Annotated in this window: 19 protein-coding genes; 11 read left to right on the top strand and 8 right to left on the bottom strand. The window is 45.6% G+C overall.

Translation table 11 applies throughout. The features are described 5' to 3' along the window. Positions 1 to 19 precede the first annotated feature (19 nt). Together ACZ2XM_RS01020 and dusA are read left to right on the top strand one after the other, a co-directional pair. A complete protein-coding gene (locus ACZ2XM_RS01020) occupies positions 20 to 1,306 on the top strand; it encodes an MFS transporter (RefSeq protein WP_490588016.1) in 1,287 nt (428 codons plus the stop codon). Positions 1,307 to 1,452: 146 nt separating this feature from the next. Beyond that, on the top strand, positions 1,453 to 2,460 hold the full coding sequence (gene dusA / locus ACZ2XM_RS01015; protein ID WP_490588017.1) for a tRNA dihydrouridine(20/20a) synthase DusA: 1,008 nt from the start codon (positions 1,453 to 1,455) through the stop codon (positions 2,458 to 2,460). 145 nt (positions 2,461 to 2,605) lie between these two features. On the opposite strand, the gene ACZ2XM_RS01010 is transcribed toward dusA, so the two are convergent. The 4 genes from ACZ2XM_RS01010 to ACZ2XM_RS00995 form a co-directional block, all read right to left on the bottom strand. Further along, positions 2,606 to 3,400 carry a CPBP family intramembrane glutamic endopeptidase gene (locus tag ACZ2XM_RS01010; RefSeq protein ID WP_490588018.1) on the bottom strand — a complete coding sequence of 265 codons (795 nt, stop codon included), beginning with the start codon at positions 3,398 to 3,400 and terminating at the stop codon, positions 2,606 to 2,608. A gap of 31 nt (positions 3,401 to 3,431) precedes the next feature. Next, positions 3,432 to 4,334 (bottom strand): alpha/beta fold hydrolase, encoded by a 903-nt coding sequence (locus ACZ2XM_RS01005; RefSeq protein WP_490588019.1) that lies wholly within the window; start codon positions 4,332 to 4,334, stop codon positions 3,432 to 3,434. A gap of 433 nt (positions 4,335 to 4,767) precedes the next feature. Then, complete coding sequence (gene sppA / locus ACZ2XM_RS01000; protein WP_490588020.1) at positions 4,768 to 5,844, bottom strand: signal peptide peptidase SppA; 1,077 nt, start codon at positions 5,842 to 5,844, stop codon at positions 4,768 to 4,770. A 91-nt stretch (positions 5,845 to 5,935) separates the two neighbouring features. Then, on the bottom strand, positions 5,936 to 8,791 hold the full coding sequence (locus ACZ2XM_RS00995; protein WP_490588021.1) for a ComEC/Rec2 family competence protein: 2,856 nt from the start codon (positions 8,789 to 8,791) through the stop codon (positions 5,936 to 5,938). 560 nt (positions 8,792 to 9,351) lie between these two features. Between ACZ2XM_RS00995 and ACZ2XM_RS00990 the strand changes: the two genes are divergently transcribed. Then, entirely contained in the window at positions 9,352 to 9,933 is a 582-nt protein-coding gene (locus ACZ2XM_RS00990; RefSeq protein WP_490588022.1) for a DUF2062 domain-containing protein, read from the top strand. Between the two features lie 183 nt (positions 9,934 to 10,116). Here ACZ2XM_RS00990 and lolD read toward each other — a convergent pair whose 3' ends face one another. Both lolD and ACZ2XM_RS00980 read right to left on the bottom strand, forming a co-directional pair. Continuing rightward, the gene (gene lolD / locus ACZ2XM_RS00985; RefSeq protein WP_490588023.1) at positions 10,117 to 10,797 is read right to left on the bottom strand and encodes a lipoprotein-releasing ABC transporter ATP-binding protein LolD; all 681 of its coding nucleotides are present in this window, start codon (positions 10,795 to 10,797) and stop codon (positions 10,117 to 10,119) included. Between the two features lie 176 nt (positions 10,798 to 10,973). Then, positions 10,974 to 12,212, bottom strand: a complete 1,239-nt coding sequence (locus ACZ2XM_RS00980; RefSeq protein ID WP_490588024.1) for a lipoprotein-releasing ABC transporter permease subunit — start codon at positions 12,210 to 12,212, stop codon at positions 10,974 to 10,976. A gap of 712 nt (positions 12,213 to 12,924) precedes the next feature. Between ACZ2XM_RS00980 and ACZ2XM_RS00975 the strand changes: the two genes are divergently transcribed. Both ACZ2XM_RS00975 and ACZ2XM_RS00970 read left to right on the top strand, forming a co-directional pair. Then, a complete protein-coding gene (locus tag ACZ2XM_RS00975; RefSeq protein ID WP_490588025.1) occupies positions 12,925 to 13,905 on the top strand; it encodes a hypothetical protein in 981 nt (326 codons plus the stop codon). A gap of 50 nt (positions 13,906 to 13,955) precedes the next feature. Next, positions 13,956 to 14,219, top strand: a complete 264-nt coding sequence (locus ACZ2XM_RS00970) for a hypothetical protein (protein WP_490588026.1) — start codon at positions 13,956 to 13,958, stop codon at positions 14,217 to 14,219. A gap of 273 nt (positions 14,220 to 14,492) precedes the next feature. Here the strand turns inward: ACZ2XM_RS00970 and ACZ2XM_RS00965 are convergent, their stop codons facing one another. Further along, a complete protein-coding gene (locus ACZ2XM_RS00965) occupies positions 14,493 to 14,882 on the bottom strand; it encodes an SCP2 sterol-binding domain-containing protein (protein WP_490588027.1) in 390 nt (129 codons plus the stop codon). Positions 14,883 to 16,073: 1,191 nt separating this feature from the next. On the opposite strand from ACZ2XM_RS00965, the gene ccoN reads away from it, so the two are divergent. From ccoN to ACZ2XM_RS00935, 6 genes are all read left to right on the top strand, one after another. Then, complete coding sequence (gene ccoN / locus ACZ2XM_RS00960; protein WP_490588028.1) at positions 16,074 to 17,561, top strand: cytochrome-c oxidase, cbb3-type subunit I; 1,488 nt, start codon at positions 16,074 to 16,076, stop codon at positions 17,559 to 17,561. Between the two features lie 9 nt (positions 17,562 to 17,570). Beyond that, positions 17,571 to 18,209, top strand: coding sequence for a cytochrome-c oxidase, cbb3-type subunit II (gene ccoO, locus ACZ2XM_RS00955; RefSeq protein WP_490588029.1), 639 nt, complete (start codon positions 17,571 to 17,573; stop codon positions 18,207 to 18,209). After that, positions 18,209 to 18,403, top strand: coding sequence for a cbb3-type cytochrome oxidase subunit 3 (locus ACZ2XM_RS00950; protein ID WP_490588030.1), 195 nt, complete (start codon positions 18,209 to 18,211; stop codon positions 18,401 to 18,403). The genes ccoO and ACZ2XM_RS00950 overlap by 1 nt, the downstream gene beginning before the upstream one ends. Next, entirely contained in the window at positions 18,400 to 19,581 is a 1,182-nt protein-coding gene (locus ACZ2XM_RS00945; RefSeq protein ID WP_490588031.1) for a c-type cytochrome, read from the top strand. Before ACZ2XM_RS00950 ends, ACZ2XM_RS00945 begins: the two co-directional genes overlap by 4 nt. Before the next feature lie 400 nt (positions 19,582 to 19,981). Then, positions 19,982 to 21,385, top strand: coding sequence for a cytochrome c oxidase accessory protein CcoG (gene ccoG, locus ACZ2XM_RS00940; protein ID WP_490588032.1), 1,404 nt, complete (start codon positions 19,982 to 19,984; stop codon positions 21,383 to 21,385). Positions 21,386 to 21,630: 245 nt separating this feature from the next. Continuing rightward, the gene (locus ACZ2XM_RS00935) at positions 21,631 to 22,248 is read left to right on the top strand and encodes a FixH family protein (RefSeq protein WP_490588033.1); all 618 of its coding nucleotides are present in this window, start codon (positions 21,631 to 21,633) and stop codon (positions 22,246 to 22,248) included. Between the two features lie 148 nt (positions 22,249 to 22,396). Here the strand turns inward: ACZ2XM_RS00935 and ttcA are convergent, their stop codons facing one another. After that, positions 22,397 to 23,455 carry a tRNA 2-thiocytidine(32) synthetase TtcA gene (gene ttcA / locus ACZ2XM_RS00930; protein ID WP_490588196.1) on the bottom strand — a complete coding sequence of 353 codons (1,059 nt, stop codon included), beginning with the start codon at positions 23,453 to 23,455 and terminating at the stop codon, positions 22,397 to 22,399. Positions 23,456 to 23,744: the final 289 nt, after the last annotated feature.

Below are 23,744 nucleotides of genomic sequence, written 5' to 3'. Positions count from 1 at the left end.
ACAGTTATAGGTCGTACAGATGCCTTTTAATACCAACCCGCGTACTCTTAGACAATTGGGTATTATTTCTTTTAGTAATTTTGCGGCTTTTTTTGACTTTCTGATTTATTTATATCTGGCCGACATCTTAAGCGCTGCTTTTTTCCCCGCTACTGAAGCGACGATGTTGGGTAAATTGCAGACTTTAAGCTTGTTTTCAGCAGGGTATCTTTCGCGCCCTGTAGGGGCTTTACTGCTCGGTAGGTTTGGCGATATTAAGGGGCGTAAAGCCACTTTTTATATTAGTGCTTCTTTTATTGCCCTCACCTCCCTTGCCACCGCTTGTCTGCCCACTTATGCGCAAGCCGGTATCTTAGCCCCTATCTTATTCTTTACCGCCCGCGTCGCTCAGGGCATGGCCTTTGGTGCCCATTCCACCTTGGGTTGGGTCTATTTGTCTGAGCAAGCGCCCAAGTCACAAATGGCTTTTTATTCTAGCGTCTCATCGGCCAGTTTTATGGTAGGTATCGTAGCGACATTGATAATTTTTAAGATAATTTTCAATACGTATACTGATCAGGCGTTGGTAGAATATGCTTGGCGTATCCCGTTCGTCATCTCAGCTTGTATGGCAATATTGGCCGTGCTATTGGGCCGCTATTTGACAGAAACCCCCTTATTTTTAAGCCAAAACTTCAAGCGCCCTTATATCCCGCGCTATAAAAAGTTTAAGTTATCCTTTAAACGCTTTAACGCCATCTTTATCACAGTATTACTCAGCTTCTATATCTCAAGTTTAGTGATCGTCGTGGCGCTGTTGTTACCACAAATGATTCTGCATAAATTCAGTATCGATGCCAGCTTATTGGCTTTCTCTAATGGTCTGGCGATTCTGTTTTTGGCCTTGGGCTGTGTGTTTTTTGGTCTCATGGCCGACAAGGGTCATATTGGTAAAGCGCTGATGATAGGCTCAACGGCAGTAGCGCTGCTGTCTCTAGCGTTCTATTATCACTTACAGAACAGTTCAGGGGATTATATCTTACTGATGTATGCCATCTTAGGCTTTAGTACGGGCGTTATCAGTCTCTGTCCGGTCATTATGGTACAGCTCTTCCCTACCCGAACCCGTCTGACCGCAGTGGCGCTGACCTACAATTGCACTTATGCCGTAGTGGGCGGCGTGTTGCCTTTGGCGCTGCTCTATGCGACCGAGCAGATTAGTTTTTCACCGGCGCTCTACATTACCTTTATCGGTATCGTTGGGGTGATTATTGGCATGTATGTCATGCGTGCGCCACCATTAGCGAGCTTAAACACTCAGGTATAATGGCGTTTAGCAGCTTTACCACCTTTTAAATCAGGCTGATAACTGCTAATAAATGCCAATAACTGCTATAAGCGGATTACTGAAATATCTCCACCTTAATAAACACAAGGGTCTCAGCCTACAAGCTGCAGACAGCATTACTGACTATGCCAAATATTATGCAAGACAAACGCTTATCAATCGCGCCCATGATCGACTGGACTACGACCGATTATCGTTTTTTCGCGCGACTGTTTAACCCGCATACTTATCTGTATACCGAGATGATCAGTACCGGTGCGCTTATTCATGGCAAGACTGACCGTCATTTGCGCTTTGCTGCCAGTGAGCAGCCATTAGTATTACAGTTGGGCGGCGCAGATATTGCAGAGATGACCCACTGTACGCAATTGGCAGAAGAGCGCGGTTTTGCAGAAGTGAATATTAACGTGGGTTGCCCCTCTGACCGCGTACAGCATAATAAAATTGGGGCGTGTTTGATGGCCGAGCCTGAGACGGTAGCCGGCTTAGTCAAGCATATGCAAGCCGCAGTCACTATCCCGGTCACCGTCAAGCATCGTATTGGCATCGACCATTTCGACAGCTATGAGTTTATGCATAACTTTGTGGAGACGGTAGCGGCAGCAGGCTGTGAGCGCTTTATCGTGCATGCTCGTACAGCGTGGCTACAAGGCTTAAGCCCTAAACAAAACCGTGAGATTCCACCGCTGCGCTATGAGGATGTTTACCGCCTCAAACAGGACTTCCCGAGTCTAGCGATTGAGATTAATGGCGGTATTAGTACAGTTGAGGATATCAAAAGCCACTTGCAGCATGTCGATGGGGTCATGATTGGCCGCGCCGCTTACCAAAACCCTTATATCATGGCTGAAGCTATGAGCTTATGGGGTGAGACGGCCCCAAGTCGCGAAGATATCTTGGCCGGTCTGATGCCCTATTTGCAGGAACAAGTGGCCAATGGTGAGCCGCTGCCATCCATAGCTAGGCATTTCTTAGGCTTATTCCAAGGGCTGCCCGGTGCACGCAAATGGCGACAGGCACTCAGTGGTAAGCAAACGTTGACGGTAGCCGAAATAGAAGATGCTGCCGCTCAGACCTTGGCGTTTATTGCCCAGCAGGACGCTTACCAAGAGCGTTTAGAGGCGCAAGATTAATTCCGCTCTTTAGCAAAGCTGGCTCGGCAATAATAAATAACCGATAAAAAATAGCGACCTAGTTATCACACTGGGTCGCTATTTTTTTATTAGTAACTAACCTGGGTAGCGTTGTTAACTTAGACAAAGGCCTTTATAGCATCGCTTAAGCGCCTGAGCCCATCGTAAGGTAAAGTGCCATTGCTACCCCATTATTCGTGATATGCAATAGCATGGGGAGCAGTAGCGAGTTGGCTTTTACCCGCACATAACAAAAGATTAGTGCCAAGATAAAAATAGCGCCCATTTCAAATAAATCATACTGAGTATGGATAGCCGCAAACAAAATGCTACTAATGATACTGGCAATAATAATCCCGCGCTTACGGTCAAACTGCTCAGCGATAGCTGACCAAATCAACCCGCGAAACACCAATTCTTCATAGATGGGCGCTACCACCACAATCACAACGATCAACAGCCATTTAGCATCGGTACTGGCAAACAAAGGGTCGACAAAGTCTAAGGGCGTGCGCTGCAGCAGCTCGCTAAAAACTTCATTGATGATAATAAATACAGTTAATAGCGAGGCGCCCTGCAAAAATTGGCGACCAGAGATGCGGCGCAAGCCCAGATACTCAAACAACTGCCGTGAACTGTTCACTTTACGAGCTACGATGACATAGGTCAGCAGCGTCAATAAAACAAAGCACAGCAACACCGACAAGCTCACTACCGTACCCTGCGCGCCACCTTGAGTAAACAGCTCGGCGACACTCAACTGGCCGGCCTCTGGCAACACTACTTTTGCCGCAGCGTATAAGCCTATAAGCTGACTGGCAAAAAAACTGGCAATCATAATGACGATGAGTCCAACCACCCCTAAACGACTGAATAAAGGCGATTTAACTGCTGTACTGGTGCTTACTGTCATAATGATTGTCTCAGGGTGGTTGGCCATAGCGGGCTATTTTACCGCTATTCTATCACCCCTAATTCGTGGCCGCTAACAGCTGCTTAATGCGCTTGGCCACAGCTTCAGGCTGCTCTAAAGGGAACATATGGCCGCCGGGATGAATCTCATAGTCGATGCCCAGACGCTTATTAATTTTCTGTGGGAATTTACGCTTAATAAAGATACCGTCTTCCGCAATAATTAACTTTACAGGCACCTTAGGAGGCTTATTGGGTTTGAGCCAATACCAAGAAGGGTTGGTACGGAAGATGGCCACTTCGTCTGCTTTAGGGATAGTCAAAGTCACGCTGCCATCCTCACAGTCTGTTAAACCATGATCGATATAACCCTGAAAGCAGCGCTCATCGAAATGTTTAAAGATGCCTTTATCGCGCAGCTGCTCATACGCCTGTTCACGCGTATCCCAAGTGTCGCGGCGACGTTTAGACATATTCGCTGGAGACATTTTGTCCATCAAACGGTGGTTCATTTTGGGTAGGCGATCGCCCAATTTAGCCATATGCCAAATAAAACTGTCTTTACCATAGACCCAAGGGGGATCCATCAATAACACGCGCGTGAACAGCTCAGGACGGCGATAAGTGGCTTGTAAAGTACAGAGCGCCCCTAACGAATGGCCCAGACCAATCACTTGGCTGACCCCATGCTTGCTGCAAGCTTGTCTGACACTATTAATGACCTGTTCAGTGAGCGCATGCCAATGATTGTCCACCGGATAATCAGGATTTGGTCCCAATAGCGGCACATATTCAATCGTATAAGTATCTTCTAGCACGGCAAACAGTGGTGCATAGACGGCGCTCGGCACCCCATTCGCGTGCGCGAAATGAATCACGGGCTTATTGGTCAGCTTGGAGGCAGCAGGTAATTTAGTAGCGGCATTGCGCGCAGACGCGCGTTTTTTAAGAGGATTTAGCATCTTTTCATCCATGAAGTAATCAATAGAGTTAATCAACAAAAGGAGCGCAAACACAGCAAATGACAGAAGCGGTTATAGCCCTAGCAAAGCACGTTCAGTTAAGAGGCCCTAAACCGAAACCTTGCGCCTAATAAAAAGATGACGCCATCTAGCATCATCTGTTTGGGTGGTAGTGCCACTTATTATTAAGGGGACAACCTACTATTAAGGGCACATAAGCGCACAACTTACTATTTAGGATTAGCACTTAGCTTGTGCATAAACAGTCTGAGAAATACTGATATGAATCAAGATATTAATATCGGTATAACCGCAGCTTGCTTCTATAAGATAGTACACTAACAGCGCTAAGAAAAGCCGAGCTAGTCGACGTTTTCTAGTTGACAAATAGCGCCGTCAGCGTACGGCCTGCAGGTTTATTTTAGCGCCAGTATTAACGCAGTTCGGCTGCATTTTGCTCGTTTGGTAACAAGTCTAACTTAATATTTGCGCCTAAGCCTGCGCCCATTTTGACAGCAAAACGGTCAAACAGCTGCTCAAACGGATCGACTGGAGAGTAGTTGACGACATTGTCTAGTTTTAGCGATTGCTCTAAAGAGTAAACACTGCCCGTTTTATCCGCTAGGCCCAATTGAATCGACTGCTCACCGGTCCAGAATAACCCTGAGAACAGTTTGTTCTGCTCGGGATTCTTCAGACGATCACCACGGCCTTTGGTTACCGCGTTGATGAAGTGTTTATGGGTATTGGCCAAAACATTTTTGACATGCTTTTCTTCGTAGTCGCTCAAAGGTCTAGACAGGCTTAAGATGTCTTTGTACTCACCCGCCGTGATCGTTCTATCTTCTACGCCCACTTTATCCATCAGACCTTCGATATTATAGCTCGGCATAATCACACCGATAGAGCCTACTAGACTCGAAGGGTTGACGTATATTTCGTCCGCTGCTGAGGCGATATAATAAGCGCCTGAAGCACCGATATCGCCGATAACCGCATACAATTTCTTATCAGGATGCGCTTTACGCAGTTCCATCATACGGAGCCAAATTTGGTCGGACTGTACCGGCGAGCCCCCTGGTGAATTGATATTCAACGCGACGGCTTTCGAATTTTTATTTTCAAAGGCTTTGGTTAGCGCTTTATTAATATCATAAGCATTGGCTTTATCATCATTGCTGATAACCCCTTGCAGATCAACCACCGCCAGATGGGGCTTGCTGGTATCCATGCCCTCTAATCCGGTGGGCGCTTTACTGCCGCTACAACCGCGACCTAAGGTTAAGAATAACAACAGGATATAGCCAAAAGTTAACAGCTTAAAAAAGATGCTCCAACGACGCGCGCGACGCTGCTCTTCCACACTAGCGAGTAAGGTCTTCTCTAACAACAACCACTCTCGGCCACTCGGCTGCGCAGGCACTAGCGCGCTAGGGGTTTCAGAGGGTCGTTGGGGGTTCGGACGCTGGTCATCAGGTTGTTTATTTGGATCGGGTGGCCAATTGGGCATTAGAACTTCCTAGAACGAGGCTTAAAAAAAAGGTTTGCTAAGTATGGTGGTATTTTAAGCTAGGTTCAATAGGGATTTAGAGGGTCATTGGTTAAGGAGCGGAGCGGTGTTGTACTAGGGTGCTGGTATTAACACGGGCGTTTATCCCTAAGCGTTGCTGTTGCTCCTCCCCTATTTGAGAGTCGCTATGGCTTAATAAAATGGTGTTAGATAGCTCACTCTTACTAGCCTGCCCAGGACATAATAATTGCCATAACGGCCACAGTTGAGGGCGGTTGGCAGCATCGATGATTAACTGATACTGGGGGTCGGGCAACCGCTCATTTAAATCCATCGGAGCATTATTAGGGCTACGTTCCGTCGTCTCTATAGTATCCTGCTGAGTGGTGGTTATTAAGTCAGGCGCTAATGGATTGACTGCACTAACCTTATACATTTCGATAGGCTGCGCACTTTGTACGACAATCGCACAACTGGCTACGCTTGCTGCATTCACTGTAGGCCAACCTGTTAATGCTGTTAGGTTAAATATAGCGGCCTCAGTTTGCCAACGTTGACCCGCTTGGCAAGGCATTGCTGGGGCTATCGCACGGTTGTTGTTAGTCTGATTGCTAATAGTATTGGTGCTAGCAGTCTGATTGCTAATAGTATTGGTGCTATCAGCAGGAACTAGGGACGATGACGCACCCGCCAGCCAAAACTGACCCACTGGCAGTCGCTGCGCTAGGTCAGTCGCTACGTTGGCTAAACTAGGCGTAGTGGCATGAGCGGTCGCTATTGGCGTCTGTACGATAATCCCGTGTAGCCGCCTAATACCCAGCATGCCTAATTGCTGTTGCAAGCGCTCGCTGACGTGCTCCACCTCTAGCGTCATATAGCTAAGCTGCTTGCCACTGCGATAGTCGGCTAAAAGTAGCCAATGGGCTTGCTGCTGCTCTTCTTTGATAAGCACCACTTGCAGGTAGCTTTCCGTAGTAGGCAATACATAGACTTTAGTGGTCGCATCCTCTACATTTGCCTGTGCAGGCAACATCGTTAGCACTAATAATGACAGCGGAGGCAAGGCCAACCAACGTGAGAGCATCCCTTTAGGGAGCAGCCAAGGCAATAACGCTAAGCTCACGATAATTAAAGTGCCTAAATTTACTGGGGTATATAGCCAAGCTTCATTTTGCCGGCTTAAGACTTGCCAGCCCACAATAGTCTCAATCAGGCTATGCGTTAGGGCAACAATTGCTATGACCCCTTGCCAAACTATGGCGGCCATTGAGGGCGATAAGAGATAGCATACTCCGGCCAGTAGATTCAGCGGTACGATGACCATGCCGTATAGACCAATGGCAAATAAGTTAATCAGCAGCCCCCAAAGCGACACCTTGCCAAACAACAACAAGGTCAGCGGCAACAGGGCCATAAATAACCAAAGCTGCAGCCTTATTAGCTGCCAACTGCGCGTTAGTAACGTCTGTTTGACACGTAGAATAAGCGGGCTATCTGGGTTAGGCGGGTTGGTCTGATGGCTCGAGACTTGACCTTGTTCGTAAACCAACAATAAGGCGACAGCAACAAAAGAGAGCCAATAACCCACCTGCCAAAGTACAAAAGGGTCGACCCAAGCCATGAGCACGGCTAACGCCAGTAAAACTTTTAAGGGCCGTACCGGTACTAAGCTCAACCGTACCAAACCGATAGCCACTAACATCCATGCCGTACGCGCAGCAGGCACGTCAAAGCCCGTAAAAGCAGCATAAATAAATGCCGTGGCTACCATCACCACCCAACGCAATTGCCACCTTGGCAGCCAAACATAAACGCTAGCGGCAATCTTAGTCACTAGAGTTGTGACCAGAGCGGCCAGTAGGATAGCTAAAAACAAGACATGAGTGCCTGAGATTGCTAGCAGATGCGAGATGCCCGCTAGTTGATATAACGACTTGGTAGCGCGGGTAATCAGCGCCCTATCTCCCGTCAGTAGGCTGAGCGTGACCGCACGAGCTTGCCGCTGCACTTCGCTAAGTTGCTGCCAGTCTTGCAAAAAATGCTGACGCAATTGCCAACGTAAGGTCTGGTTGCCTGATGCCAACTTAGGGGGTTCGTAGCGGGTACTTGCCGCTTTAATAGGGCTGATTTGGATGACTTTAGCCGTCGCATCAATATGCCTAGTATGCAACCACCGCTGACTGTCAAAGCCACTGGCCGCGACTCTATTTTGAGCCCTCTGTTTATCAGCCGCTAGCGGGCTTAAAGCCAAGGTCATCCAGACTTGTTGCTGCGGCAATAATGTATTGACCACGACTAAGGGGTCCGCCGCTTTATCACTAGCCCCCTCATTATAAGCATAGGCGCTGAGCAGTACTTTTAAGGGAGTGTTTGCATTGGCGGCATTCAGCGTGATAGGAGCATCATTAGTAGGATTAGAGGCTAGCCAAGGACGGGCCATTTGTTGTTTTGCGTCATGGCTCAGGGGCTGGATGCGAGTTAAGGTTGCTACTTGCCGATAGCCCGTATCTAAACTCGGATCATAGACACTATCGCTCAAGCCCTCGATAGTGACCAGCGCTGTCACCCGCATAGCGTGCTTGAGACTACGTTGCTCCGCCTCATAATAACTGACTAGTGCTAACAACATACTCATCAGAACGATGGTCATTAAGGCGGCTGCACGTATTACCCTAAGCAGTAAGCTTATTTTGCTAAATTTATAACGGGTAACTTCATAGCTGCTAATTTTATAACGGGTAACTTCATAGCTGCTAATTTTATAACGGCTTAGCCTATAACTACCATAAGCCAGGAGGATAACGCTGCCCAATAATACAGGCTGCCATGCTGTTAGTGGCGCAAGGCCTTGCCAGTGTAGCTGCGGGCTAGCATTGACCGACCCTGACACGACGGCCAACACCCCCATCATCACCGTTAGGATTAGGCTACTTATCCACCAAAACACGCCAGTCCTTAACCATAATATGCAGGGCTTAAGAGTAGCTGCTTTTCAGCCCACAAAGCAACTTTATAATTTAATTTTACTAATTTTATTATTTATATACACTATGCAAAAATTTATTTTAAGTTATGCTCAGATGAGTCAGCCTTAGCTTATGCTATGAGTAAGCTACTATTTTTATCGGCTATACCAAAAGATAATTTAAATTCAAAACCCCATTAAATAATTAATAAGCATGGATATTATTTCTACTATTCGCAATAATGCTCTTCAAGCCACTAGCACCGCTACTACAACATCATGCTATGATGCCTCACTGACAAATAAGCTAAGTAAAAATACTGGCTTTTACCAAAAGCTCGGTATAATCAAACGGCTATATTGCCACTATTTTAGTAATTTTTTTAATGCGTAAATATGGCACTGATAGCATGCTCTTAATGCTATCAACGACGGCTATGAAATATGATTGCTATGAATACAATGCTTTCAAATAAAATTCTGTTAATAAGATGCTGTTAATAAAATAACAACTCAGTAAGAGATATGACTAAGGCTGCCCTGTGCCCCAAAAGAAACTCCGATCGTGGCTGCCCACGCCCGAGCAAATCCTCCAAAGTAAAACCTTAAAGTTATTTGCGCCGCATTTAGCTGACCCACGACTGTGGCATTTTAACCGTCATAGTCTCAATAAAGCGGTCTATATTGGGATTCTCTGTGCGTTTTTTCCACTACCGGGGCAGATGCCGCTAGCCCTAATTGGGGCTCTGATGTTTCGCGCAAATGTCCCCATGGCATTAGCCCTTACCTGGATTACCAATCCTTTTACTACCTTACCTATTTTCTATGCCGCTTATTATATTGGTGCGCTCATCCTCGATGCTCCTATGATTAGTTTACGGCTGATTGCGCGGATGATTGCCGACTTTAGCACTTGGGTATTCTCAGATGGCGCCAACCCTTTTATTACTTATCAAGGCAGCTTTTCCATCGCGGCGTTTTGCTTAGGGTTGGTTATCATGGCGGTGGTCACGAGTATCGTTTGTGGTATCACGTTTAAAATCTTGTGGCGCTATAAAGTGGTGACCACTTGGCAACAACGTCATGGCTATCGCCCCAAAAAAAATAAACCGCCTAAATCTTAATTTCTGGTCTTAATTTCTGATATCGCAAAGCCAATACGCTTAGCATTACCCATAAAAAAAGCTAGACCACAGCATATTGTGATCTAGCTTTTTTTGTCGGAGACGATAGCGTGTTAAAAACTAGTAGCTACCCAGTCCCTATTAGCTAGTTTAGCTACCAGACAACTACTAACCAACTAGCCGCTAATACTGCTCCCAATGGCCATTACGGATAAGCAATTGGCGATCGGCTAAGGCCGCCAAGTTACGGTCATGCGTGACCATCAATAACGCCGTGTCTAACGTCGTCTGCAACTCAGTCAATAAGCCAAAGATACTTTGTGCATTATCATAGTCCAAGTTACCCGTGGGCTCATCCGCCAAGATTACCGAAGGCTTGGTCACTAGCGCACGGGCGATAGCTACGCGCTGGCGCTCACCACCTGATAGCTCACCAGGACGATGGTCTAAGCGATGGCCAAGGCCTACCTTCTCTAGCAAATCAATGGCTTGTTGTCTGGCCTCTGTGGTGGTCACTTTGGGGCGCATTAACAATGGCATGGCCACGTTTTCTACTGCGGTGAACTCTGCTAACAGATGATGAAACTGGTAAACGAAACCTAAATGCTCATTGCGCATCTGTCCACGTTGGGTCTCATTCATAGTATTGAGGCACTTACCGTGTAACCAAACCTCGCCATCCGTAGGCGTATCTAGCCCGCCTAAAATATGCAGCAAGGTACTCTTGCCCGAGCCACTAGTGCCCACAATAGCAATGCGCTCGCCCGCATTAACGGATAAATCTAGACCGGTAAGTACTTGGGTACGAATTTTACCTTCGTCGTAGGTTTTACTAACATTTTTGGCGACCAATATAGGCGACATGTCCTATCCTTAAAATAACTTACTAACAACTTGTAGACTGGAGTCAGCGCTTAGACTTTGGCATATCAGCCCTGCCTTTACTGGCTCGCTAAACCCCACTCTACTACTGAATATCTACTATTAACCACGGCTTGTAGCTACTGACCTGTTTAGGCTTATCTGCTTAAACCTAGCCCTTACTCATAACGTAGCGTTTGCGCGGGCTGAATCTTGGCGGCACGGCGCGCGGGATAAATCGTCGCTAAGAAACTGAGGGCAAAAGAAGCTAAAGTAATCACCACCACATCGGTAATCCGCAATTGCGAAGGCAAGTAGTCGACAAAATAAGCATCGAACAAGTGCAGACCAAAGCTCTGGTTAATAAAGCCCACAATGTCACCTACGGTTAAGGCAAATATCACCCCGAGAATAGCGCCGGCTACCGTGCCAATCACACCAATGAGGACGCCTTGCACCATAAAGATTTGCGTAATCAAGCGCGGTGAGGCCCCGAAAGTCTTTAAAATAGCGATATCGGCTTTTTTATCCGTGACCAACATCACCAAACTAGACACGATATTAAAGGCTGCTACTAGGATAATTAAAAACAGTAGCAAGCCAACCATGGCTTTTTCCATTTGAATAGCGCCAAACAACTGGCCATGCGACTGAGTCCAATCGGTAGGATAAAGCACTTTATCAGGGTGAGCTGCAGCCGCTTTCTGAGCCGCCATAGGAGCATTAAAGATATCGTTTAAACGCATACGAACCCCTTGCGCCCCAGCTGGTAGGCGCAGCAGCTTTGCAGCATCATCCATAGGGATAAAGGCCATCAGCGTATCGACTTCTGGGCTAATGCTAAACACACCGGTTAAGGTAAAACGCTTAAAACGGGGAATCACGCCAGCGGGTGACGGCGAGGCTTCTGGCAACACTAAAGTGACCTTATCGCCTATTTGCAGGTTTAACGACTGAACCATCTTTTCGCCTAAAACGATGCTAAAGTCACCGCCTTTGAGCGATTCGATACTACCGGCTACCATATGCTCGCCAATAATCGAGACGTTTTTCTCATAGTCCGGCTCGATACCCGTCACCATGATGCCAGCCACTTGCCCGTTAGAGGTCAACATGCCTTGCAACTGAATGAAAGGCGCGACGCCAGCGACTTCAGGGTCCTTTTTAATATCCTCTGCGAGATCGCTCCAATCGGTCATGATTTCGCTCGAGGACACGGTCGCTTGGGGCACCATGCCTAAAATACGCGTCTTGAGCTCATGGTCAAAGCCATTCATCACCGACAATACGGTAATCAATACGGCGACCCCTAAGGTCATGCCGATCATCGAGATTAAGGAGATAAAAGAAATAAAACGATTACTGCGCTCAGCGCGGGTATAGCGTAGACCTATAAATAAGGCAAGCGGACGAAACATAGTAAGACTCTTTATTCAACTGCCGATTTTATTTAACTAAAGCCGTTATTTAACGGCTTCTTATTGAATTGCTAGTGTCGGTTGAGGGCACTGCACAGTTAGGCATAGTGCTGTAACTATTGAGCACCTAGCGCAGCGCTAACACCCAGCATTATAGCCGCATTATAACGGTTTATAAGCGTTGCCATGTATAGGGCAGGTCGGACATAAAAAATGCAAGCTAGTGTGACATAAATCAGCAGGGTTTTGCCAATATTTGCTATTTTAGGCGCGCTATTTAATAAAATGCGCTTTTTTTGTACTATTTTTACCGCTTAACCTTGCTGCAGCTTGCGTCAGCGCACAGATATTGTATGCTAGAAGTGGTTTTTATAGGGGGTAGCGCTCAACTTTACGGGCTCTGCTTATAGTAGACGGCCTTGAGCACTGGCTGCAGCATCACTATTATCTGACCACCTACCCTATTAGCAGCACTGATTATAAGCACCAATTTGCTTTAATTGCATTATTTAACTGTCTTTAGCATTGAGACTTGAGCCAACCTACCCCATTTAAAGGGTAGCTGAGCAAGGTTACGACGGTTAGCTATTTGATGAATTGTCTTTAACACTACTATGAATAGTATTTAGCATTAGCATTCATTGCCTTTAGTATCATCGTCTTAACCGTGACTCCCCAATGCCTTTTTAACTGATTTAGTTTGAGTGTGTCCATGACCATTAAATACCAATACAAGAATGTTCAGTCGCCTGTCAAAATTACGCTGACTGAAGAACAAACCGCTGGTCATGCTGACCACTGGCATATCCTAACCAAAGACATTAGCAACGACGTGCCGCAGTGGCTACAAGCCATGATCGAACGCGCCGTTATCCCTAAAGGCCTGAATGGCTCGGACAATGCGGACAGTAGCTTTGCCAATTCTAGCGCTGCCAGTAGCCATCTGTTATTGGCTGAAAACAGCACTTGTCATATCAATCAAGTGCTGGCCATGCGCGACGGTAAACCGCAGAATTTCGTTAATGCTTATCCTTGCGTCAACAGCCCTTATGGCTTGAAGTGCCGCATCGAGCGCATCATTGCCAATGACAGTAGCCAAGATGCCGTCCTACGGTTATGTAGCGAAGATGGGTCTATTATTTATGCTTTCGACCAGCTGTATACCACCAACCGCTATCACTATCGCCAAGGCACCCATTACTTTGTGAATTTTAGTGCTTGGGCGTATGAGATCAGCAAAAGCGATGAGTCAGAAGTGATTCTGGTTGAAGACCCAGAAGCGATTCGTTATCACCGCGCCTTTAATGACATCGTGGCCAATAACGACGGCCAAGTGCCGCAGAACATGCAAGAGCTCATCAGAGACTGGCAGCCCGATAGCGATAAACCCCTCGCTCCGGTCGAGATTAATTTGGGCAATATGTGCGCCTATTTATTTGGCGAGACGCTAGGCCAAGAAGATGAAGCTTGGTGTCAGGGTCAGGTCTTAGGCAAGCAGGAAGCCACTTTTAATGGGCTGGAGCTGACTTTATTTGATATGGTCATCTTACGGGAGCATGAGGCCACGCCTTTTGTGGTACGTATCGCTGCTATGAGCAATGATAGCACCAAGGCTATTGCCGTCCATGACTATGTGCAGGCCAATATTTGGTTGCAAGCCGCTATTCATGGTGACAACCAAGAAGACGCTTAAGCCCATCCCAATTATAGTTTTATTTTTTAACTCAGCTCTAAGAGAGCGCTATGAAAGCCATTTATCGTCCCATCTCTAAAGGCAGTACTGCGATGTTGCCTTTAATGCTAAAGTCTTTTACCGCGCCGTCTGAACCGGCAAGGTCTGAGCTGGCAGCCCCTTTGTCACCTCAAACCACGGATAGCCCTAGGCTCTCACCGTCCCTAGAGCAGTTTTTGTCTGCTACGGCAGCGGCAGGGTTAAGACGCTTTATATTGCCTATAGCTTTCTTTCTATCTGGGGCAACCCTAATGTGGCTGTTACTGCACAGTTAGGGCTCTGCACAGTCAAGGCTATATAACGGACCTAGAAGTCTTAGGCTTATCACGGCAGTTTAGAGACCGACCTCTATTTTTCAAAATATTATTTTGAAGAACAGACGGCTAGTGGGAAAATAATCAGGATTATAAAACCTTAATGGTTATAAAATCGTCACAGTTATAAAATAACATAGCGCAGCAAAAAGCCCCTTAACGAATTAAGGGGCTTTTTTGTGGGGCAAATTATCTAAGGATGACTTACCCCTTTGCCTTTATACCTTGAAAGGCTTAAGCAAATTCAGTAACTGCTTTGATTTTGTCAAACAAAGCGGCTTGTTCGCTACTTGGTTTAGCGGTTTGCAAAGTCATTAGCTGTGACATATCGCCTTCAACGCGAATTTTGCCACTCATGAATGCGCCCATAGCGCTGTTCATGTCAAAGTTTTTCATTAAGTCTAACAAAGTTTGCTTGTCTAACAACAAAGTCGTTGAAGCATCGTTGTTTAAGCCACGAGTTAATAGACCTTTGGTTAAGTTGGCTTGCGTTTCTTCGCCGCCATCATTCACTTTCAAGTTCATAGTCATGTTTTCAAGTGATGGTGGTAAGTTTAGATCGCCAGCTTCCTGTCCTAGCGTCTCTACTTGATTGAACCAATCTTCTGATAAAAATACTGCCATTGTTCTGTCCTTTTTTAGTGGCCTAATTGAATTAGGGGGTTCATATAAAATATGTTAACTGGATAATATTAAGTACTACCAACAGCTTTATACCATACTTATACGACAGAATCACACGACAATTTGTAGTCTGCTAAGGCTACCTTTTATCATCGCTTGATTCTTATATTAGTTTATATTAGTTCACTGAGTTTTAACACGGCGTTATTAGCTTTAGCCCATTTTACTTGGCTTAATATAGTTTTCAGTGATTATATGCACACTGATTTTAGTGCCCAGTTAGCCACTAATTATAATGGCTAATAGACTCCATGTTTTCCTTACAATATACCTAAGTATATTATCTTAATAGGCTACGCTATTTAGCCCTTTTCGGTTTCAGTTTCTTACTGACCCATGCGACTTCGTCAATGCAAACTTTACGCTCCATGTGCATACATCTGCCTTGTTAGTCCCACTATAACAAATCCAAAAACCCTACTTTTCTATTTTTTAGCGGTGCTTCTTTTTAGCGGCGCTTCCAAGCTTGGCCTGTAGCTGCCCTTTTTAACTCCCTTTGCCGCGGCTCTAGGGTAAGCATTATTAGTGGGTTAAATATTAATCCCTAGTAATATTGTGGTATTATTCATCCGTTCCTATTTTGCTGATGCTATTCTTTAGCTATAATGAGTTAATTTGTCCTATTAATAGGGACTTAGGAAAGCTATAAATCGCGCTTACCTTGTAAGCATAACGTAAAAATATTACCAAAGAGTTTATGCTTTACTGCAGTTGAATGGTGATATTTGACAGAGTTTGCGTTACAATACCCTGAACAGAGTCGGGAGTTTTAACCAAACTTTACGGTCGAACGATTTTTGTCAGCTGCCGCTAGCATCTTCAAGGGTTTTTTGTTTATCTATCTGCCATTGCCAATATACTAAATTTAATGACAGACATATAAGCAGCAAGCTCTAATCTCCATTGCCTTATGCTATCGGCAACTCCTAATTAATGCTTTATCTCCTTTTCACCAATATGCCGCGTTGTTTGCCGTATTGGTTTTTAGGCGTTTATAAATACCTACCGCAGAGTTAAGCCTTATGAAGGCCGCGGCTTAGAACTGGGTATTTTTAGAGCTCATGAGACAAATCTCACTGGCGTAACTTTGGCTAATTCTGTTGATTATTTAGGCTGTAAAGGAATCATCCCATGAATTTACAAAACACAGCAGTCGCCTCCGTAGATCGCGAATATGAAATCACAATTGTGAGATTTTTCACAGTGATGGCGGTCATCTGGGGCATCGTCGGCATGAGTATTGGCGTGTTTATCGCCTCTCAATTGGCCTTCCCAGTGCTAAATTTCGATACCCCTTGGCTGACTTTTAGCCGCTTACGTCCGCTCCATACCAACGCGGTCATTTTTGCGTTTGGTGGGTCAGCTCTTTTTGCGACCTCTTATTATATTGTGCAGCGCACGTGTAAGACCCGTCTATTCGCTCCTTATCTGGCTTGGTTTACCTTCTGGGGTTGGCAAGCGGTGATTGTCGGTGCGGTGATTACCCTGCCTTTAGGCTATACCACGACTAAAGAGTATGCTGAGCTTGAGTGGCCAATCGATATCTTAATTGCGCTGGTTTGGATCTCTTATGCCGTCGTATTCTTTGGTACGCTGATCAAACGTAAAACCTCGCATATCTACGTGGCGAACTGGTTCTTTGGTGCTTTCATTATTGCCATTGCCCTACTACACATCGTCAATAGCATGTCAGTGCCGCTAACGGCCTTTAAATCGTACTCACTATTCGGTGGTGCGACGGATGCTATGGTGCAGTGGTGGTACGGACATAACGCGGTTGGTTTCTATCTGACAGCAGCCTTCTTAGGAATGATGTATTACTTCGTTCCGGTACAGATTGGCCGTCCTATCTATTCATACCGTTTATCTATCGTGCACTTTTGGGCGCTAATCGCGTCTTACATGTGGGCCGGTGGTCACCATCTTCACTACTCAGCATTGCCAGACTGGACTCAGTCTTTAGCCATGGTGTTCTCTATTATCCTATTCGCACCTTCTTGGGGCGGTATGATTAACGGCGTACTTACCTTGTCAGGCAGCTGGGATAAATTACGTACTGACCCTATCATTCGTTTCTTGATCGTAGCGCTATCGTTCTATGCGATGTCGACGTTTGAGGGCCCTATGATGTCTATCAAAACGGTTAACGCGCTATCGCATAACACCGATTGGACGGTAGGTCACGTCCACTCAGGAGCGCTAGGTTGGGTTGGTTTGATTACGATTGGTTCACTATACGTATTATTACCGCGTATCTTTAATAAACCAAAAATGTACTCAATCAGCATGATTACCACGCATTTCTGGCTGGCTACTGCTGGGACTATCTTCTATATCGTTTCTATGTGGATTTCAGGTATTGGCCAGGGCATGATGTGGCTTGCGACCAACCCAGATGGCACACTAGTATATAGCTTTGTAGATACCGTAGAGTTCTCGCATCTGCCTTATATCGGCCGTGCGTTTGGTGGCTTCTTATACGTATCAGGCATGTTCTTTATGGCCTATAACACCTATAAGACTATCAAGATGCCTGATGGCAAGCCTGTGGACGTAGCTGATCCTACGGATCACGACGCGATCGACATTAACAAAGACCCGCAAACTGCTAAGGTATAAGGAGCAATCATGGCTGGTACACCGCATGAACTAATTGAAAAGAATACAGGTTTGTTGGTCATACTTATTGTTATTGCCATCAGCTTTGCCACCTTAGTTGAAATCGTGCCGCAGATTTATGATTATAAAGGTCCAGAAGAAGGCGGTGTCAACAAACCACTGCCGACTATGGAGCCATGGACTGCGCTAGAAATGGAAGGTCGTGACATCTACATCCGTGAAGGCTGTCACGTCTGCCATACGCAAATGATTCGTCCGTTGCGTGCTGAAGTGGAGCGTTATGGCCCCTACTCGCGCGCTGCTGAGTCTACTTGGGATCACCCATTCCTTTGGGGCTCAAAGCGTACTGGTCCAGATCTAGCGCGTGTCGGTGAGCGTTATTCTGATGACTGGCAAAAACAGCATCTCATCAACCCACGTTCACTAGTGCCTGAATCAGTAATGCCTAGTTTCCCTTGGTTGGCTAAAAACGAAGTTGATGGTTCAAACATCCAAGAAAAAATGCGTCTATTCCGCGATCGTTTCGGTGTGCCTTACACTGAAGAGCAAATTGAAGCTGCGCCAGATGATGTGCTTGGTGCTACTGAGCTCGATGCTTTGGTCGCGTACTTACAGCAACTTGGTACGGCAATGGAAGGACAACGCTAATGAGCATGGTTGACTTACAGATATTTGCTACGGTAGCGGCATTTATCGCTTTTGTCAGTATTGCTTGGTGGGCGTATTCGCCAAAAAATAAAAAACGCTTCGAAGAAGACGCACAACTTGCGCTTGACGATACCGATTTAGATACAGATTCAGCTGCCTTATCTTCAACGCCGCGCAATAAGGATAAAAGATGACTTTTTTTTGGAGTACTTGGATTACGGTTTTAAGTATCGGCTGCTGGGCATTTATCCTCGGTGTATTGCTATATGTACTTAAATATAAACCAGAAGTAGAAGAAGACGGCACTACCGGCCATAACTATGATGGGATCACTGAGTATGACAAGCCATTGCCTAAATGGTGGTTGGTCATCTTCTTTGGCTCTATTATTTGGGGTGTCGGCTACTGGATACTCTTCCCCGCTATCTGGCCAAAATCATGGACTGGTATCGCTACAGTAGAAGTCGATGGCGAAACGGTGCCATGGACCTCACACAATGAGCTAAACAGCGATCTTGAGTCTAACAACAATGTCTTTATCGCTAGTTTTGAAAAAGATATTTTGGAAAAGGCTGGCGCTACTGGTGCTATGACTTCGCTGACTAAGTTGGATGAGTTACAGACGACTTTACGCCGTAGTGAAAAGCCACCTGCTGATTTACAAAAGAATATCGATGAGCAAATTGCTGCTCTCGACCCTTATGTACAAAAGCTATCACAAAGCCCAGATGCTCTTAAAGTGGGCGGCCGCTTATTCTTACAGAACTGTGCAGTATGTCACGGCTCTAACGCGAAAGGCGCTACGGGCTATCCTAACCTGACTGATAATGATTGGTTGTATGGTGGTGAGCCCGTCAACATCTTGACCACGTTACATAATGGTCGCGTTGGTGGTATGCCGGCTTGGCGTGATCAGATCGGTGAAGATGGCGTTCGCGCTACCGCTGAATATGTCTTGTCTTTATCGTCTAAGCATGGTGATGTACCGGGCAAGACGCCCAATGGCGATTTAGATAAAACGCTAGTGGCTCAAGGTGCAGCTATCTATAAGCAGAACTGTGTGGTTTGTCATGGTGAAAATGGTAAAGGTATGACTTCGGTCGGTGCCCCTAACCTAACTGACAATGTCTGGCTATATGGTGGTGAGCGCGAAGTCGTCCGTGATACTTTACGTCATGGCCGTGCTGGTGTGATGCCAGAGTGGGAAACTAAGTTAGGTAATGAGCGTATTATGCTGCTTGCCTCTTATATCTACTCATTGTCTAACAACAACGTCAATGCTACTGCGCCAAAAGCCGTGCAAGAGCCACGTGACGCACAGCCCGCTGAGATGAAATCAGAACAAGCGACTGTCGATACTGACAAAAGCTAATTGACACTTACTGTGTCCTTCTTTGACCGTTATGATCTAAAAAAGGACTGTTTCATACAGTCCTTTTTTTATTTTACGGAGAGCAATTTCCATAAAATATCAAGATAGATTGGCTTAAAAACACCGCTAGCGCGACACTCCTTCCCTACTTAGCCGCGCCATTATTACCTTCATTTAGTATTGATAATATTCTAAAGCATCACCATTATTTAAAGACAATCCCTGCATTATTAAAAGGTGCGGATTATCTTAAGTGAAACACATATAAAACTGCGACCACGAAGATAAGCGCAGGATGTTGTGCTTATGGCATAGCCTCTGCTCCTGTCAGACCATAGCAGCTTTGTAGCCGGTTCACGGTATGCCAGCAGACTTATTCTTTTTATAAAGAGGCAAGTTTATGTCAGCACAACAACCCTACAAAATCCCCGTCCATGAGTTAGATGCGACCAAAAAACGCGTCCATCCTCGTTTTGTCACTGGTAAATACCAAAATATTCGTGTCTTTAGCATGTACTTTTTATTGGTACTGTTTTTGGTATTGCCGTGGATTAAGTATGATGACCGCCAAGCGATTCTGTTTGATTTTGCCCAGCAGCGTTTCTATATTTTTGGTCTGACTTTTTTACCACAAGATTTTTACTTCTTTGCCTTTTTCTTTATCATTGCGGCTTTTACTTTGTTTATGGTGACTGTCTACGCGGGTAGGGTTTGGTGTGGCTATGCTTGTCCGCAGACCATCTGGACCCATATGTACCAGTATGTGGAAAAATGGGTCATCGGCGATCGTAATAAGCGCATTAAATTTGATAAAGCGCCCATGAATGCTGAGAAAATTGCTAAGCGCTCACTGGTGTACTTTATTTGGTTTGTAATGGCGTTAATTACCGCGCTCACTTTTGTCAGCTATGTGGTCGGGACGCAAGACTTATACTTTAGCTGGCAGAGCCTAGGCGGTATCCCCTTCCCCACTTGGTCAACTATGACCTGGTCATTTGTGGCTATGTTTACCTTTGCCACTTACGTCAACGCCGGTTATATGCGCGAGCATATGTGTACCCATATCTGTCCTTACGGTCGCTTCCAGAGTGTGATGTTCGATAAAGACACTTTGATCGTCTCTTACGATTACAACCGTGGTGAGCCGCGTGGTACCCGTAAGAAAGGCACGCATCCTGATAATTTAGGGGACTGTATCGAATGTACGATGTGTGTGCAGGTCTGCCCCACCGGTATCGATATTCGTGATGGTCTACAAGTGGAATGTATTCAGTGTGCCGCCTGTATTGATGCCTGTAATGATGTCATGGACAAGGTCGGCTATCCACGTGGCTTGATTCGCTATACTACCGAGCGCCAATTGGTAGAAAAAGAAGAGACTAAGATTATCAGTCCGCGTATCTTTGCCTACCTACTGCTGCTCACTGCGCTGTTCGGTGTGCTTATCTATACTCTAAGTGACCGCGTGCCGCTAGAAATTGATATTCGTCGTGACCGTAATGCGCTATCGTCTATCAATGCGCAAGGGTCTATTGAAAACAGCTATATTGTTAAAATTACTAATAAGACCCAAGATAAGCATACTTATAATATCTCGCTAGAACCGCAAGATGGTATGAGCCTGCAATTGCGCTTTAATGACCTGCCTTTAGATCCCGGTGAAAGTTATGATATGCCATTAAGTATCTATGGTGATCCTGCTGTAATCGATAAAGGCCAGACGCCGGTGGTGTTAACCGTCGTTAGTGATGATGGCAAATACAAAGTCAGTAAAGAGAATATCTTTACGACACAGGGTCAGTAACATCCACTCTTGAGCTTAGTCAGTTCATTTAGATCAATAAGAGGGGCTTAATAAGCGTCACTTATTGATCTATTTATTGGCCGCAAGACTCAGTACAATGGCTCTAGCTGCAAGGCTGATTGCTGACCTTGCGGTGATAGCCACTCCTAATATGACCTATAGTAGTCACCTTCTTTAAGCATAACTTAGAGACACGACTCGTATAATAGGTTTTTCCGGTTCCTTTTTTGCCTCACAGGTCGTTTATGTCATCGCCATTGCCTAATTCCAACCCTAATTTTAAACATCAGGACCGCCAGCCTTGGTATAAAAACTACATGGTGGTTATTTTTGTCATCGGTATGCCCACCTTCGTAGTGTTGGCGTGCATTTGGTTGGTGTATTATTCTTTTGTCATCAAAGACAGTGTGGTCCGTGATGATTGGTATATGGATGGCAAGACCCTGTACCAAGATGTCTCACGCGATAAATTGGCGCATGATTTAGAGCTGCATGGCAAAATGCAGTTTAAGGACACCGGCCAAGTGGTGTTCTATCTCAACTACTCTGCGCAAAGCCTAAAAGACGGTAAACTCAATGATGGTACGCCATTAACTTATCCCGATACATTAAAGCTGTCTATCTCGCATGCTACGGATATCAAACAAGATCGGGATGCTATCTTGCAGCATCAACAGGCCAATGAATATACGGCAAACGTCAAGCTTAGCGAGACCAAATCGAAGTATTACATCGAAATTAGTAATGAGGCCCAACCTAACTGGCGCTTGCGCGATGTCGCCCTGCTGCCTAGAAGTGAAATCACCTTTAACCCGCTCACCTCTTTTGATGAGCCTGACCCAAAAGTTAAGAAGGTTAAGTAGGTCTAGCCCCTTAATTTTTTAATCCCCATAAAAAAGCCTCACCATGCTGCACTCGTGATGAGGTTTTTTTATGGCTCAAGTATTGGCTTGTTTTAAAACCAACCTTTTATAACTACGCGATAAAGACGCCCTATAGCACTGGTCTAATCTATAACACTGGGTTAATCGTCGGGATCTTTTTGCTGCTTGCGGTGTCTGCACCGTTTTTCTTAGTGGATGGTGCATATTTCGGATTAAAAGTCTGCACATCAGGCTGGGTTGGTAGGCCCAACTCAGCCAAGCTATCGGTCTGACCCGACTGAATATTATCCCCTTCAAAGACCCGCTCTTCATCATCACGGTCTAAGGTCAGACCTTCAAAGTCAAACAGCTCTCGATCGGCCAATTGTGACGGCGCTATATTTTGCATCGCTTTAAAAATTGAGGCGAGACGCTGTGGGTGCGCATCATCCCATTCTCGCAACATGTCATTAATAATGGCACGCTGTAAGTTGGTCTGACTGCCGCATAGATTGCACGGAATAATCGGGAACTCTTTATAACGCGCGTATTTAATGATGTCTTTTTCTTCGACATAAGCTAGCGGTCGAATCAAGATATTCTGTTTGTCATCGCTCAATAGCTTCGGTGGCATGGCTTTTAGGGTGCCGCCATGAAATAGGTTTAAAAAGAACGTGGCCAAAATATCGTCACGATGGTGACCTAGCGCAATTTTCGTCGCCCCAATTTGCTTGGCAAAGCCATATAGTGAGCCGCGGCGCAGGCGCGAACACGCTGAGCAATACGTCTTGCCTTCTGGCACCACACTTTTCACGATGCTATAAGTATCTTTTTCTAGAATATAATGCGGAATGCCCTGCTCGTTTAAGTAATTTGGCAGGATATCTTCGGGATAACCCGGTTGTTTTTGATCTAGATTCACCGCGACCACTTCGAAGTTAATGGGGGCAATACGCTTTAAACATAACAAGATATCGAGTAAGGTATAGCTGTCCTTACCGCCCGATACACACACCATAATCACGTCGCCATCTTCAATCATATTGAAGTCACGAATCGCCCAAGACACCTGTTTACGTAGCTTTTTTTGCAGCTTACGAAAGCGTGTCGACTCAGTTCCTTTATGCTCGACCGTCGCCGCCTCACTCTCACTCTCAATCTCACTTTCATCCTCAGCGTCTAAATTATCATCTTCTAAGTCTGCCATAGGGTATAAGTCGGCAGTATCTTGCGCATCATTTTGAAGGCTTTCTTGCTGATTGGCATTAACAGAGCTAGGTTGCGGATTAAATAGGTCGGCAAGAGTCGTAGCAGAATTGGGGCTAATAGTCATAGAAGGGCTCTAAATTGTAGGACTTTGAAGGACTGGATGGTCAATAATATAGGGGCAATTATAACAAAATTCGCAGTAGAAAATCTAAAATCACTACTCCTAAGCGGACGGTCAATAAAAGAGCGGTCAGTAAGTTAACCTTATAGTCCGTATACAAAGTTGA

The sequence above is a fragment of the Psychrobacter sp. CoH-33_TS_01 genome, from assembly GCF_058189395.1.
This window is presented reverse-complemented; position numbering and strand designations above follow the sequence as displayed.